This is a genomic window from Limnohabitans sp. Rim28, from assembly GCF_000293865.2.
Classification (GTDB): domain Bacteria; phylum Pseudomonadota; class Gammaproteobacteria; order Burkholderiales; family Burkholderiaceae_C; genus Limnohabitans_A.
The window spans coordinates 245,164-259,067 of sequence record NZ_ALKN02000002.1; the positions used below are offsets into that span (position 1 = coordinate 245,164).

Sequence of the window (13,904 nt, forward strand, 5' to 3'; positions counted from 1 at the left end):
CCGTTCTTCACACAATTCATGTCGTCCAATCTCCACCCCATGCTCAATGTGGCCATCAAGGCTGCACGCGCCGCTGGCGCCCTCATCAACCGTGCTGCGCTCGACGTGGAAGCGGTTCGCATCTCGCAAAAGCAAGTCAACGACTTCGTCACCGAAGTTGACCACGCCAGTGAAAAAATCATCATCGAAACCTTGCTGACCGCCTACCCCGACCACGGCATCTTGGCCGAAGAATCGGGCCGCGAATTCGGCAACCCGCTCGCTGACCACATCTGGATCATCGACCCCTTGGACGGCACGACCAACTTCATCCACGGCTTTCCTGTTTACTGCGTGAGCATTGCTTTGCAAGTGCGCGGCAAGATCGAGCAAGCCGTCATTTACGACCCCACCCGCAACGACCTGTTCACCGCCACCAAAGGCCGTGGCGCCTTCATGAACGACCGCCGCCTGCGCGTGAGCAAGCGCATCCGCCTTCAAGAATGCATCATCTCCACCGGTTTCCCTTTCCGCAAGGGCGACAACTTCAACCAGTACTTGCGCATGATGGGCGACGTGATGCAACGCACCGCCGGCCTGCGCCGCCCCGGCTCTGCCGCGCTCGATCTGGCTTATGTGGCGGCGGGCTTCACCGACGGCTTTTTTGAAACCGGCCTGTCACCTTGGGACGTGGCTGCGGGCTCTCTCTTGGTCACCGAAGCCGGTGGCCTGATCGGCAACTTCACGGGCGAGTCTGACTTTTTGGAACAAAAAGAATGTTTGGCCGGTGCACCCCGCATCTACGGCCAACTGGTCAGCATCTTGGGCCGGTACAGCAAATTTGCCAGTGCCGGTGACAAAGCTGCGGTACGCACCGCCGTGGATGCCCTGAACCGCGAGCGCACAGGCGACATGCATCACCCGGACGCCGAAGTCACAGACGGCCCCGCCGCTGAAAGCACCGAAGCGGCCAGCGAAGAACGCAAAGACGCGCCGTTTTAAGCACGCGACCGACGCGCCCAACCCGCGTCTTCAGCTCGAAAAAAAGCACCCATACAGGGTGCTTTTTTGTGCCTGTCAGCCGATCAGTTGCCGGCTTTTGACTCTTCGCTTGAATCGCCCTCGGCGGGCGGTAAACGCATGGCCAGCACCTTGTCGATGGCGCGGCCGTCCATGTCCACGATTTCCAGCTTCCAACCTTCCCAGACCACCGAGTCGGCCACTTTGGGCAAGGTGCCGGTCAGCAGCATGATCATGCCGCTCAAGGTGTGGTAACGGCCACGTTCTTCTTCAGGCACTTCTTCGAGGTCCAAACGGTCCTTGAGTTCCGGCACAGGAATGTGGCCGTCCAGCAGCCAACTGCCGTCGTCGCGCTGCACCGCCCAAGAGGTTTCGGGGTCACGCGGCTGGAATTCACCAGTGATGGCTTCAATCAAATCTTGCAGTGTGATGATGCCCTGCACCTCACCGTACTCGTCGATCACAAAGGCCATGTGCACATCCGACAACCTGAAGTTGTCGAGCAACTCCATGCCAGTGATGGTCTCGGGCACATACAAAGGGGCTTGCAAACTCTGTTGTTGCAAAGACTGCGGTTGCGAAGGCTCCTTCAAGGCGCGGGCCAGCCACTGGCGGGCGTTGATCACGCCCATAATATTTTCAATGCCGCCTTGCACCACCGGGAAACGGGCGTGGTCAGACTCTTCAATCTGGCGCAGGTTCTCCTCGAAGGAATCGTCCACATCCAAGCACACGATGTCGGCACGCGGCACCATGAGCGAGCCGATCTGGCGGTCGTCCAACCGGAACACGTTGCGCACCATGGTGTGCTCGTGCGACTCGATCACGCCGGCTGAAGTCCCCTCCACCAGCATGGCATGGATTTCTTCCTCGGTCACAGGCGTGCCCTTGGTCTCCTTCACACCCATCAGGCGCAACAAGGCACGGGTGGAGGCCGACAACAAAATCACAAACGGCTTGGTGGCCAAGGCCAAAAAATTGATGGGCCGTGCCACCAAGCGGGCAAAAGTCTCTGGATAAGACTGGCCAATGCGCTTGGGCACCAATTCGCCCACCACGATCGAGAAATAAGTGATGGTCAAGACCACCAAGGCGGTGGCGCCAAAGCTGGCATAAGACTGCGAAACACCCAAACTCACCAGCCACTGCGACAAGGGCTCTGCCAGTGCGGCTTCACCCACGATACCGTTCAAAACACCGATGGATGTGATGCCAATTTGAATGGTGGACAAAAAACGGGTGGGGTCTTCGCCCAATTTGACAGCTGCTGCGGCGCCGCTGTCGCCCTCATCAATCAACTTCTGAAGTCTTGCTTTTCTGGCGGTGACCAACGCAATTTCAGACATGGCAAACAAGCCATTCAGGCAGATGAGGGCAAAAAGTATCGCTATTTCCATACAAGGGGCTCGATGAAGCCCTGGGAGTTTCGTTGCCACGATTGTAAAGAAGCCCGCTCCTCACTCCCACTAAAATCAACCCTTGCTTTTCAAACCCACTCCTGAATCCGGCGATTTTGATGCAAGTCAATCCCGTTCTTGATGCCAAACGACCACTTCACAGCCCCCAGCCCCGCTGACTACGCTGGCCACACCCCCATGATGGTCCAGTACCTGGGCATCAAGGCGGAATTCCCAGACACGCTGGTGTTCTACCGCATGGGCGACTTTTACGAGTTGTTCTTTGCCGACGCTGAAAAAGCTGCAGGCCTGCTCGACATCACTTTGACGCGCCGGGGCCAATCGGCCGGGCAGCCGGTCATGATGGCGGGCGTGCCTTTTCATTCGATGGAAACCTACCTGGCACGTTTGATCAAATTGGGCGAGTCGGTCGCCATCTGCGAGCAAGTGGGCGATGTGGGCACTGCCAAAGGCCCGGTGGAGCGCAAAGTGGTGCGCGTGGTCACCCCTGGCACGCTCACCGACACCGAACTGCTGTCCGACAAAAGCGAAGCCATCTTGCTGGCGGTGCACCAAGCGGGCAAAAACCGCTGCGGCTTGGCGTGGCTGAGCGTGACGCAAGGCGTGGTGCATCTGGCCGAATGCGCGCAAGATGAATTGGCCGACTGGATCGACCGCATCAGCCCCAGCGAACTGCTGGCCAGTGCAGGCATGACGCCCACCTTTGAGCAAAAACTGCGCGGCCTCAAAACCGCAGGCCGGGGCAGCTGGTCCTTGGCCCTGCGGCCTGATTTTCAGTTTGATGCGGGCCTGGGCCAACGCAAGCTGCTCGAACAACTGCAAGCTGCGTCGCTGGCCGCCTGGAGCGCCGATGCCCTGACCGATGCGCATGCTGCAGCGGCTGCCCTGCTCACCTATGCCGAACACACCCAAGGCCGCAGCCTGCCGCATGTGCAGCGGGTGCAGGTGCAGCGTTCGGACGCGCTGATTGACCTGCCCGCCAGCACCCGCCGTAACCTGGAACTGACGCAAACCCTGCGCGGCGAGAGCGCCTCGGATTCACCCACTTTGTTTGCCCTGCTCGACACCTGCATGACCGGCATGGGCAGCCGCCTGCTCAAGAGCTGGTTACTCAGCCCCCCACGCGACCGCCAAACCGCCACAGACCGCCTGCGCACCCAAGCCGTGTTGCGCGGCGACAGCGGCGCGGGTGCTTGGAGCAGTCTGCGCGAGCAGCTCAAGGGGGCCAGTGATGTGGAGCGCATCACCGCCCGCACCGCGCTGCGCCAGGTGCGCCCGCGCGAGCTGGTGGCCCTGCGCCATGCCCTCGCGCGTGCAGCTGCGCTGTCGAAGCACCTGCAAGCCCTGAACACCGAACCCGGCACATTGCTCTCTGGCATGGCCCGCTGGCTCACGCCACCCACCCACTGCGCCGAACTGTTGCAGATGGCCTTGCTCGAAGAGCCATCCGCGTTGGTGCGAGACGGCGGCGTGATCGCGGATGGACTGGACGCCGAACTGGACGAGCTGCGCGCCATCCAAACCAACTGCGACGCCTTCTTGCTCGATCTGGAAACTCGCGAAAAAGAGCGCACCGGCATTGCCAACCTGCGGGTGCAATTCAACAAAGTTCACGGTTTTTACATCGAGGTCACGCAAGGGCAAATCGACAAAGTGCCTGACGACTACCGCCGCCGCCAGACCCTAAAAAACGCCGAGCGCTTCATCACGCCCGAGCTCAAAACCTTTGAAGACAAGGCGCTGTCGGCGCAAGAACGCGCCTTGGCTCGCGAGAAGTGGCTTTATGAAGGCCTGCTCGACCAGCTGCAGCCCCATGTGCCGGCGCTCACCGAATTGGCGCAGGCCATGGCCAGCCTGGATGTGCTGTGCGCCCTGACCGAGCGCTCGCTCACCCTCAATTGGTGCACACCCGAATTCACCAAAGAGCCCTGCATCGAAATCCGCCAAGGCCGCCACCCGGTGGTTGAGGCGCGTCTGGCCCAACTGTCGGGCGCCAGCTTCATCGCCAACGACACCTTGCTGGGCCCCAAGCAGCGCTTGCAGATCATCACCGGCCCCAACATGGGCGGCAAATCCACCTACATGCGCCAAGTGGCACTGATCGTGCTGCTGGCCAGCATCGGCAGCCATGTGCCCGCCAGCCGCTGCCGACTTGGCCCCATCGACGCCATCCACACCCGGATCGGTGCGGCCGACGACCTGGCCAACGCCCAATCGACCTTCATGCTGGAGATGACCGAAGCCGCACAAATTTTGCACAGCGCCACACCGCAAAGCCTGGTGCTGATGGACGAGATCGGCCGGGGCACCTCGACCTTTGACGGCCTGGCCCTGGCCAGCGGCATCGCCACACACCTGCACAACAAGACGCAGGCGTTCGCACTGTTTGCCACCCACTACTTTGAGCTGACCGAGTTTCCGGCCACCCACGCGGCGGCCGTCAACATGCATGTGAGCGCGGCCGAATCGGGCGCATCGATTGTGTTTTTGCACGAACTCCAACCCGGCCCCGCCAGCAAAAGCTATGGCGTGCAGGTGGCGCGGCTGGCCGGCATGCCCACCGCCGTGCTCAACCATGCACGCCACGCGCTGAGCGCCTTGGAGGCCGGCGCCACAGAAAGCCGCCAGCAGGTGGACCTGTTCGCCGCCCCGCCCGAATCTGAGGCCAACGGCCCCAGCCCCATCGAAGTGGCGCTGGCCCAAATCAACCCCGACGCACTCAGCCCTCGCGAAGCGCTGGACGCCCTGTATGCCTTGCAGCGTTTGCTGCCCAAAAAGTGAAGAGCCGATTCATGACCTATTGCGTTGCCGTCAAAACCCGCGCCGGACTGGTGTTTTTATCCGACTCCCGCACCAACGCGGGCCTGGACCAGATCAGCACCTTCCGCAAAATGATCGTCTATGAAAAAGCGGGCGACCGCTTCATGACCCTCTTGTCGGCGGGCAACCTGAGCATTTCGCAGTCGGTGCGCGAAGTGCTGCAAATCGAAAAACTCGTCGAGCCCGGCCAAGACGAACCCCTGACCATCTGGAACGCCAAAAGCATGTTCGACGCCACCCGCGTGCTGGGCGCGGCCGTGCGCCGCGTGTACGAGCGCGACGCTGCTGCGCTGCGCGCCTCGGGTGTGGAGTTCAACGTGTCCATGATCTTTGGCGGGCAAATCGGCGGCGAAGGCATGCGCCTGTTTCAGGTGTATTCGCCGGGTAACTTCATCGAAGCCACCGACGAGACGCCCTACTTCCAGATTGGCGAATCCAAATACGGCAAGCCGGTGCTCGACCGTGTCATCACCCCCAACACCCCGCTCGATGAAGCCGCCAAGTGCGCGCTGGTGTCGATGGACTCCACCCTCAAATCCAACCTGTCGGTGGGCCTGCCGCTGGACATGGTGGTCTACCAAGCGGGCAGCTTGCAGACCGACCGCATCATGTGCATCGACGAGCACAACCCGTACTTCAAAATGCTGCGCACCAGCTGGGGCGACAAACTGCGCCAAATGTTCGACAGCATCGAAGACCCCATGTGGAACGGCGGCGCCACCGAGATTCCACTCATGGTGCCTGCCCAACGCAACGCTTTGCTCAAAAAAATCACCACGCCGGAAGAGAAACTGATCTGATGGCCGCCCGCATCATCTTCTCGCACGGCAACAGTTTTCCGGCCAGCACCTATGGGGTGATTTTTGAAAGTCTGCGCCAGCGCGGTTTTCAGGTCGACGCCATCGAAAAACTAGGCCACAACCCCAAGTACCCTGTCACCAACAACTGGCCTCATTTGGTAGAGGAGCTGGCCGAATTTGCCAAGTCTCAGCAAGGCGACAGAGAACCCGCATTCCTGGTCGGCCACTCGCTGGGCGGCATCTTGAGCCTCATGTGCGCTGCACGCCACCCCGAGCTCGCCCGTGGCGTGGTGCTGATCGACTCGCCCGTGCTGGGTGGCTGGCGCGCCACCACCCTGGGCCTGGCCAAGCGGACCGCTTTGGTGGGCTCGGTGTCGCCGGGTCGCATCAGCCAAAAGCGTCGCCACCACTGGCCCGATGCCCAAGCCGCGCTCGAGAGCTTTGCGCACAAAAAATCCTTTGCCCGCTGGGACCCGCAGGTCTTGCGCGACTACATCGAGCACGGCACGCACGACGATGGCGGCCAACGCGTTCTCAGCTTTGACCGGGACATCGAAACCGCCATCTACAACAGCCTGCCGCACAAACTTGACAGCCTGCTCAAGCGCCACCCGCTCAAATGTCCGGTAGCTTTCATAGGCGGCACCCACTCTGCAGAAATGCGCCAAGCTGGCACCGAACTCACGCACAAGGTGGTGAAAGGCCGCGTCATGATGATCGACGGCTCTCACCTCTTTCCCATGGAAAAACCGCTGGCCACGGCTGCCGCCATCGAAGCAAGTCTGCTCAATCTTGGCGTCTGAGACCCCATGGGCTTCACGCTTTCCTGAGCACCCCAAAACGCCCGCTTGGTCGTCGCGGCCCCTGCGGCTTCCGCAGCGCCTCATCGGCCCGTGAATTGCGGTGCGCGTTTTTCCATGAAATGCGCCACGCCTTCGCGAAAGTCATCACTCGCGAAACTGAGTGCCATCTCCACGTTGGCCTGGCGGTTGTTTTCTGCCAGCGACTGGAACGGCGCGTCGTACTGCTGGCGCTTGATGACGGCCATCGAACGCGGCGACACGTTGTCCACCAAGTCACGCGCATAGGCATAGGTGGCTGCGGCCAAAGCGTCGGGCGCAAACACCTTGTTGACCAAACCCATGGCCTGAGCCTCAGGGGCCAACAGCTTGCGGGCCGACAGCAGCAAGTCCATGGCGTTGGCATGGCCCACGATGCGGGGCAGCATCCAGCTCAAGCCATGCTCGGCAATCAAGCCCCGCCTTGAAAACGCGGTGGTGAACACCGCGTTGTCGGCCGCAAACCGGATGTCGCAATACAAGGCATGCACCAGCCCAATGCCTGCGGTTGCGCCGTTCAGCATGCCAATCACCGGCTTGGGGATCGCCGGGTAATACCCATAGCGCGTTTGGTAGTCGAGCCGCTGGTTCACATCGAAAGGTTTCGTCCAGGTCGTCGCGGTGATGTCGCTCGGGTCCAGACCCTTGAGCAAGTCCATGTCGGCCCCAGCGCAAAAACCCCGCCCAGCACCCGTGAGCACAATGGCGCGCACACCCTCGTCTGCGGCAGCTGCGTCCATGGCTTGGCGCACCTCGCGCTCCATGATGGCGGTCCAGGCGTTGAGCTTGTCCGGCCGGTTCAAGGTGATGGTCGCGATGCGGTGCTCGACGTTGTAGAGGATGTCTTGGTAACTCATGGCAAGGCCTTTCAAAGAAGCATGGAACAACTCACACCGTGCGCTTGCCACGGGCCAAAAACGCTTGGGTGGCTGGCTGGTCCAGCAGCTGCTGGCTCCAGCGCTTGAGCACCTTTTCCAGGCGCGGCGCAGCCACCCCCAGCTGCACCATGGCCACGCCGCCATTGACCGATTCGCTGTAATCGCAAATCAGCCCGTCACGCAACGCAAAGCGGCTGATGCCGTCGATCACCACCTGCCGCCCCGCAAACTCGGGCACTTTCGACGTGAAGCTCGACAAAGACCGTGCATAGGCCACCTGCCCATTGCACACGGGCTCGAACATTTCCCACCGGTAATCCGGCCCGGCATCGCGGTGGAACAGGTCGTTCATCATGTGGGCGATGTCGGCGCGGCCCGTGTGGTCGCCGTAGATGTAGTCGTGGTAAACGCCGTCGGCCGTGAAGCACTGTGCAAAGGCCTCGCCATCGCCCGCTTCGGCAGCGGCCGAAAACCGCTTCAACAACGCTTCAAATTCAGCTTGTTGCATGTGCTTGTCTCCTGTGTTTTTTCAATCAATCGGGCAAGGCCTCAGGCAAGCGCTTGAGCGTCCTGATCTTGGACGCGCTGATGATGATGGCCTGCAGGCCAAAGCCCAAAACCACACACCACAAGCTGACCGACACCGGAAAACTCACCCCCACCACACCGCCCAGCGCCGCACCCAAGGGGCGTGCGCCTGTACTGGCCACGATGTTGATCGACGTGACCCGCCCGATCATGGCGCGGGGCGTCACCGTCTGGCGCAAGGTGGTCGAAGTGATGGTCCAGATGATCGGCCCCACCCCAAAGAAAAAATAAGACAAGGCCGCCAACCAGCCATGCGGCCAGTACAAGGTCAGCGCCATGGTGATGGCCGCCAGCACCGAAAAATAAGGCCCCAGCAAAATCGCCTGCCCAAAAGGGAGCGCCCGCACCACACGCGGCGCCAGCAGTGCCCCCAAGATCATGCCCACGCCATACAAAGCCAGCGTCACGCCCACACCACCCGCATCCAGCCCCAAATCGTGGATGGCATAGGGCACATAAGCCGCTTGCAGCATGAACCAAGAAATGTTCCAGGCAATCGAGCAAAACATCATGGGCCGAAGCAAATTGCTCTGCCACACCCACTTGGCCCCGTCTTGCAACTCCAGCAAAGGGTGGCGTGCAGGCATGGCGGCGCGCTCAGGCTCGACGATGCCACGCAGGCACAACACCGCTGCCACCGACAACATGCCCGACAGCACAAACGCCGCCGACGCCCCGGTCCACGCGATCAAGGCCCCAGCCAAAGCCGGGCCTGCCGCAAACGCCGCGCTGCGTGCCAACTCCAAGCGCCCATTGGCCTGTGCCAAGCCATCGACCTGCACCAGAGCCGGCACCAAGGAAGGCGCTGCCACACTGAACGCCACGGTGCCCACCGCCGCAATAAAACCAATGACGGCCAAAGCCGCAATCGACACATTGCCGGTGACGATCAGCGCCAGCAACAACAACAAAGCCACGGCCCGCAGCGTCTCGGCCAAGGCCATCAAGCGCGTGCGCGAAGTGCGGTCGGCCAGCAGGCCCAGCGGCATGGAGAGCAGCAAAAACGGCAACGATTGGATGGAGGCCAGCAAACCAATTTCACCAGGGCCGGCCTGCAACAGCAGCACCGCCACGATGGGCACAGCCGCTAGGCTCAGCTGCTCGGCCGACTGGGCCAGCAAATTGGACCAAGCCAGACGGCGAAAAGAGGTTGACAGGACGACAGACATGCAGGGGGTGGTGAACAAACGCATCCGCAGGATGCGTCAAACAAAGGACTTCCATTCTGGGCGTGGCCCAAGGCCCTGCATGTCGCCTAGGTGCACCCGATCAAGCCGCCCAGCTCACCAGCCCAAAGTAGCTGGTGCCCAGCACCACCAGACCGAACACAATCCGGTACCAGGCAAACACCTCAAAGCTGTTGGTCGAGATGAACTTGAGCAACCAGCGCACACACACCCAGGCGCTCAAAAACGAAAACACCAGACCCACCGCAAACATCGGCGCGTCGGCCATGCTCAGCAAGGCGCGGTCTTTGTACAGGCTGTATGCCCCGGCGCCAATCAAGGTAGGGATCGCCAAGTAAAACGAGAAGTCGGTGGCCGCCTTGCGCGACATGCCCAGCAGCATGCCGCCGATGATGGTCGCGCCGCTGCGGCTGGTGCCGGGAATCATGGCCAAGCACTGCACCAGACCCACCTTGAGGGCGTCTTGCCAGCGCATGTCTTCCACCTCGGCAATGTGCACCGCGCGGGCCTGCCGCCGCTCGGCCCACAAAATGATGAAGCCACCCACAATGAAACTGGTGGCCACCACCTCGGGCGTGAACAGGTTCGCCTTGATGGCCTTGCCAAACAGCAAGCCCAGGATGACGGCGGGCACAAAGGCGATGAACACGTTCAAGGCAAAACGTTGGGCGTCTGCGCTGTGCGGCAAGGCGCGCACTGTGCTGCTGATTTTTTGCCAGTACACAATGATCACCGCCAAAATCGCGCCGGTCTGGATGGCGATGTCGAACACCTTGGCCTTGTCGTCGTCAAAACCCAGCAAAGCCCCGGCCAAGATCAAATGCCCGGTGGACGAGATCGGCAAGAACTCGGTCAAACCCTCGACCACCCCCATCACGGCGGCTTTCAGCAACAGCATCAAATCCACAGGTGTTCCTCAAAATCTGGGGGGATTATCGCTGTTGGACCGCACGCACAAATCAGGTTTGGATATCACCATCAAAACCTGTGTCACAGTGCTGTTCAAACAAAGACTTCAGGAGGAGTGATGCAACTGACACACACCATCGCGGTACACATGACTTTGGCCCTGACGGCCACAGCCCTGGGTCCATGGGCACTTTGGGCCCGCATGGGCCGCATCACACGACCCCGTCTTCACAGGGCATTGGGCTACGCCTGGGTCACCTGCATGCTGGGCGCCGCCCTCTCGGGCTTGTTCATCCGTGACTTCAATTTGCCCAATATATGGGGTTACACCCCGATCCACCTGCTCATTCCCGTGACCTTGTTCAGCCTTTATCGGGCATTTCGCTTTTTGGCTGATGGCGACATTGCGGGTCATCGAAAAACCATGCAATGGCTTTATGCAATGGCTTGTGTGGTGACAGGTGCATTCACCTTGTTGCCCGGGCGTTTGTTGGGCCAATGGCTTTGGTCTGGCCTTGCAGCTTGAATCATGCCCTCACCCTCTCTTCATAAAACCGCCCGCCTTGGCGCCTTCGCCATCGCCGCCGTGTGGCTGGTCGTGGCCGGGGTGTTGTACCTGGTGTTTGATCGCATGGAGCAAAAGCGCCAGGCCAGCCTCAAGCCCTATGCACTCAGCTCCGGCGATCTGGTCATTCCGCGACAGCGCGACGGGCATTTTCATGTCGAGGGTGAAGTCAACCGCCAGCCCGTGCGCTTTTTGGTGGACACCGGGGCCAGCCATGTGAGTGTGAGCCAAGCTCTGGCCACTCAGGCTGGGCTGCCTGCGGGCCAAAGCATCACCTTGCACACGGCCAACGGCCAGCGACCCGGTCAGCTGGTGCGCAGCGTGCCCGTGCGGGCAGGGCATCTGGTGCTCAACGATGCCAGCGTCACCGTAGGCCTGACGGGCATGCCGCCCGAACAAGCGCTGCTGGGCCAGGCGTTTTTGAAGCACTTTGACGTGGAAATCCGGCGGGACGAAATGGTCTTGCGTCAACGACCTTGAAGGTTGACAAACCCTGGGCAACCGATGCCATCAGCGGTGCCATGGCGCCCGATGACCACCCCCACCCTGTCCGAATCCCCCGTCATCGCGCCGAAAGTGCCTGCGTTCATGCGCTATTTGGCGGCCGTCATGCCCATGTCCCCAGCCGTGAACAGGCGCATAGACCCGGGGCATGTACACCACACGCGGCGGCGGCGGCGGGGCGTAAATCACGCGGGGCGGCGGGCCATAAATCACCGGGCCAGGCACCCCTATCTGGGTATAAACCGGGAAATGTCCGATGCGCGAGTGCACCGACACAGACGGCTCCACCACCGAATGGGCGCAACCCACCTGGGCCAGACCCAAGCCCAGCAGGCCGAGCAGCGCGATGGCTCTGGAAAATGGCAGTTTGAATGAACGCATGAGAAAGGTCCTTTGGTGAGTTTGGCTTGTCTTGAATGCAGGCTCCCTGCATGCTTAGCGCGCCAGACTGGCCATTGGTGCACCGCCAGCGCTGGACAGTGGTATCCATTCGTAACAGACCCGGCCAGCTCAAGCCTGCGCCAGCCCCTAAAATCAAGCGCTATGACCTCCCCCACCGACAAAGTCCCTGAAGCCGACCACAAGGTCAGCAACTTCCTGCGCCAAATCATCGAAAAAGACATCGAGCAGGGCACCTACGCCAGCCGCCGCTGGGCCGGCAGCCCCGGTGACGGCGCGCACCACGCCGCAGGCCAGAGTGACCCGGCCAAAATCCGCACCCGCTTTCCGCCCGAGCCCAACGGCTATTTGCACGTGGGCCATGCCAAGAGCATCTGCATCAACTTTGGCCTGGCCCTAGAGTACGGCGGCGTGTGCCACCTGCGTTTTGACGACACCAACCCCGAAAAAGAAGACACCGAATACGTCAACAGCATCATCGACGCCGTGAAATGGCTCGGCTTTGACTGGGCCCAACTCGGCCAAGCCGCAGGCTCTGCCGCGCCCTACCAGGCCAGTGACTACTTCGATTTCATGTACCGCGCTGCCGAGGCGCTGATTGAGGCCGGCCACGCCTATGTGGACGAACAAAGCGCAGAAGACATGCGTGCCAACCGGGGCGACTTTGGCAAACCCGGTGTGGACAGCCCGTACCGCACGCGCAGTACAGCAGAAAACCTGGCGCGCTTCCGCGAAATGCGTGACGGCCAGCTGGCCGACGGCGCCGCCGTGCTGCGCGCCAAGATCGACATGGCCTCGCCCAACATCAACATGCGCGACCCGGCCATCTACCGCATCCGCCGCGCCACCCACCACCACACGGGCGACACCTGGTGCATCTACCCGATGTACACCTTTGCCCACCCCATCGAAGACGCGCTGGAGCAAATCACCCACAGCATCTGCACCCTGGAGTTTGAAGACCAGCGCCCGTTTTACGACTGGCTGATGGAGCGCTTGTGTGAGTGCAAATTGCTGGCCGCGCCCAGCCCCAAACAATACGAATTTGCACGACTGAACCTGACCTATGTGATCACCAGCAAACGCAAGCTGGCGCAACTGGTCAACGAAGGCAAAGTCAGCGGTTGGGACGACCCGCGCATGCCAACAATAGTGGGCCTGCGCCGCCGGGGCTACACGCCTGAGAGCCTGCGCCTGTTTGCCGACCGCATAGGCGTGACCAAGAGCGACAGCTGGATCGACTACAGCACCTTAGAGGGCTGCCTGCGCGAAGATCTGGAAAACAAGGCCCACCGCGGCATGGCCGTGCTCGACCCCGTCAAGCTGGTGTTGACCAACTGGGCCGAGGCCTTTGGCAGCGACGGCTACCTGGAGGCCTGCACCCAACCCGCCCTGCCCCACAGCGCGATTGCTGAGGGCCAAACCCCACCCGCCGACCGTGTGTTCAAAATCGGCAAAGAAGTGTGGATCGAGCGCGAAGACTTTGAAGAAGTGCCGCCCAAGGGCTACAAGCGCCTGTTCCCCGGCAACGTGGTGCGCCTGAAAGGCGGCTACGTGATCGAATGCACCGGCTGCGCACGCGACGCGGCAGGCAACGTGACCGAGGTGCACGCCAAAGTGATCCCCGGCACCAAGAGCGGCACGCCCGGCGCCGACAGCGTCAAAGCCAAAGCCGCCATCACCTGGGTAGGCGTGGCCGACGGCGTCGAGGCGCAAGTGCGCCTGTACGACCGCCTGTTTGCCGAAGCCCACCCCGATGCGGGCGGCAAAGACTTCTTGCAGTCGCTCAACCCGGACAGCCTGAAAGTGGTGACAGCGTATGTGGAGCCGTCATTGGCCCAGGCACAGCCAGACCAGAAGTTCCAGTTTGAGCGCTTTGGCTACTTTGTGGCCGACCGCCTGGACCATGTGGCGGGAAGCAAGCCGGTGTTCAACCGGGTGACGGGGTTGAAGGATTCTTGGGCCAAGTGATGCCACAGCCTGGCTTGGACCGCGAGT

13 protein-coding genes are annotated in these 13,904 nt (G+C 61.4%); 7 read left to right on the top strand and 6 right to left on the bottom strand.

What is annotated here, in order from left to right:
• Positions 1 to 18 precede the first annotated feature (18 nt).
• On the top strand, positions 19 to 981 hold the full coding sequence (locus tag B472_RS03720) for an inositol monophosphatase family protein (RefSeq protein ID WP_026039219.1): 963 nt from the start codon (positions 19 to 21) through the stop codon (positions 979 to 981).
• Between the two features lie 83 nt (positions 982 to 1,064).
• Here B472_RS03720 and B472_RS03725 read toward each other — a convergent pair whose 3' ends face one another.
• Positions 1,065 to 2,396: a hemolysin family protein gene (locus B472_RS03725; protein WP_019425412.1), complete on the bottom strand. Its 1,332-nt coding sequence runs from the start codon at positions 2,394 to 2,396 to the stop codon at positions 1,065 to 1,067.
• 141 nt (positions 2,397 to 2,537) lie between these two features.
• Between B472_RS03725 and mutS the strand changes: the two genes are divergently transcribed.
• From mutS to B472_RS03740, 3 genes are read left to right on the top strand one after another with little or no spacing between them, the layout of a single operon-like run.
• On the top strand, positions 2,538 to 5,198 hold the full coding sequence (gene mutS / locus B472_RS03730; RefSeq protein ID WP_019425413.1) for a DNA mismatch repair protein MutS: 2,661 nt from the start codon (positions 2,538 to 2,540) through the stop codon (positions 5,196 to 5,198).
• Between the two features lie 11 nt (positions 5,199 to 5,209).
• A complete protein-coding gene (locus tag B472_RS03735; protein ID WP_019425414.1) occupies positions 5,210 to 6,037 on the top strand; it encodes a proteasome-type protease in 828 nt (275 codons plus the stop codon).
• Positions 6,037 to 6,840 carry an alpha/beta fold hydrolase gene (locus B472_RS03740; protein WP_019425415.1) on the top strand — a complete coding sequence of 268 codons (804 nt, stop codon included), beginning with the start codon at positions 6,037 to 6,039 and terminating at the stop codon, positions 6,838 to 6,840. Before B472_RS03735 ends, B472_RS03740 begins: the two co-directional genes overlap by 1 nt.
• An 80-nt stretch (positions 6,841 to 6,920) precedes the next feature.
• Here the strand turns inward: B472_RS03740 and B472_RS03745 are convergent, their stop codons facing one another.
• The 4 genes from B472_RS03745 to B472_RS03760 all read right to left on the bottom strand — a co-directional run bounded on the left by B472_RS03745 (position 6,921) and on the right by B472_RS03760 (position 10,436).
• Positions 6,921 to 7,733, bottom strand: coding sequence for an enoyl-CoA hydratase (locus B472_RS03745; protein WP_026039220.1), 813 nt, complete (start codon positions 7,731 to 7,733; stop codon positions 6,921 to 6,923).
• Between the two features lie 31 nt (positions 7,734 to 7,764).
• Positions 7,765 to 8,262: a nuclear transport factor 2 family protein gene (locus tag B472_RS03750; protein ID WP_019425417.1), complete on the bottom strand. Its 498-nt coding sequence runs from the start codon at positions 8,260 to 8,262 to the stop codon at positions 7,765 to 7,767.
• 25 nt (positions 8,263 to 8,287) lie between these two features.
• Positions 8,288 to 9,511 carry an MFS transporter gene (locus B472_RS03755; RefSeq protein WP_040505744.1) on the bottom strand — a complete coding sequence of 408 codons (1,224 nt, stop codon included), beginning with the start codon at positions 9,509 to 9,511 and terminating at the stop codon, positions 8,288 to 8,290.
• Positions 9,512 to 9,611: 100 nt separating this feature from the next.
• A complete protein-coding gene (locus B472_RS03760; RefSeq protein WP_026039221.1) occupies positions 9,612 to 10,436 on the bottom strand; it encodes an undecaprenyl-diphosphate phosphatase in 825 nt (274 codons plus the stop codon).
• Between the two features lie 120 nt (positions 10,437 to 10,556).
• Here B472_RS03760 and B472_RS03765 point away from each other — a divergent pair, with 120 nt between their 5' ends.
• Both B472_RS03765 and B472_RS03770 read left to right on the top strand, forming a co-directional pair.
• On the top strand, positions 10,557 to 10,964 hold the full coding sequence (locus B472_RS03765; RefSeq protein ID WP_019425420.1) for a DUF2306 domain-containing protein: 408 nt from the start codon (positions 10,557 to 10,559) through the stop codon (positions 10,962 to 10,964).
• 3 nt (positions 10,965 to 10,967) lie between these two features.
• On the top strand, positions 10,968 to 11,483 hold the full coding sequence (locus B472_RS03770) for a TIGR02281 family clan AA aspartic protease (protein WP_019425421.1): 516 nt from the start codon (positions 10,968 to 10,970) through the stop codon (positions 11,481 to 11,483).
• A 30-nt stretch (positions 11,484 to 11,513) separates the two neighbouring features.
• On the opposite strand, the gene B472_RS03775 is transcribed toward B472_RS03770, so the two are convergent.
• Entirely contained in the window at positions 11,514 to 11,888 is a 375-nt protein-coding gene (locus B472_RS03775; protein WP_019425422.1) for a hypothetical protein, read from the bottom strand.
• Between the two features lie 162 nt (positions 11,889 to 12,050).
• Here B472_RS03775 and B472_RS03780 point away from each other — a divergent pair, with 162 nt between their 5' ends.
• The gene (locus tag B472_RS03780) at positions 12,051 to 13,877 is read left to right on the top strand and encodes a glutamine--tRNA ligase/YqeY domain fusion protein (protein WP_019425423.1); all 1,827 of its coding nucleotides are present in this window, start codon (positions 12,051 to 12,053) and stop codon (positions 13,875 to 13,877) included.
• The last annotated feature ends 27 nt before the right edge of the window (positions 13,878 to 13,904 follow it).

Bases quoted from the DNA above. Each gene is read 5' to 3' on its own strand.
- B472_RS03720 (WP_026039219.1), top strand. From the start codon at position 19: ATGTCGTCCAATCTCCACCCCATGCTCAATGTGGCCATCAAGGCTGCA.
- B472_RS03725 (WP_019425412.1), bottom strand. From the start codon at position 2,396: ATGGAAATAGCGATACTTTTTGCCCTCATCTGCCTGAATGGCTTGTTT.
- mutS (WP_019425413.1), top strand. From the start codon at position 2,538: ATGCCAAACGACCACTTCACAGCCCCCAGCCCCGCTGACTACGCTGGC.
- B472_RS03735 (WP_019425414.1), top strand. From the start codon at position 5,210: ATGACCTATTGCGTTGCCGTCAAAACCCGCGCCGGACTGGTGTTTTTA.
- B472_RS03740 (WP_019425415.1), top strand. From the start codon at position 6,037: ATGGCCGCCCGCATCATCTTCTCGCACGGCAACAGTTTTCCGGCCAGC.
- B472_RS03745 (WP_026039220.1), bottom strand. From the start codon at position 7,733: ATGAGTTACCAAGACATCCTCTACAACGTCGAGCACCGCATCGCGACC.
- B472_RS03750 (WP_019425417.1), bottom strand. From the start codon at position 8,262: ATGCAACAAGCTGAATTTGAAGCGTTGTTGAAGCGGTTTTCGGCCGCT.
- B472_RS03755 (WP_040505744.1), bottom strand. From the start codon at position 9,511: ATGTCTGTCGTCCTGTCAACCTCTTTTCGCCGTCTGGCTTGGTCCAAT.
- B472_RS03765 (WP_019425420.1), top strand. From the start codon at position 10,557: ATGCAACTGACACACACCATCGCGGTACACATGACTTTGGCCCTGACG.
- B472_RS03770 (WP_019425421.1), top strand. From the start codon at position 10,968: ATGCCCTCACCCTCTCTTCATAAAACCGCCCGCCTTGGCGCCTTCGCC.
- B472_RS03775 (WP_019425422.1), bottom strand. From the start codon at position 11,888: ATGCGTTCATTCAAACTGCCATTTTCCAGAGCCATCGCGCTGCTCGGC.
- B472_RS03780 (WP_019425423.1), top strand. From the start codon at position 12,051: ATGACCTCCCCCACCGACAAAGTCCCTGAAGCCGACCACAAGGTCAGC.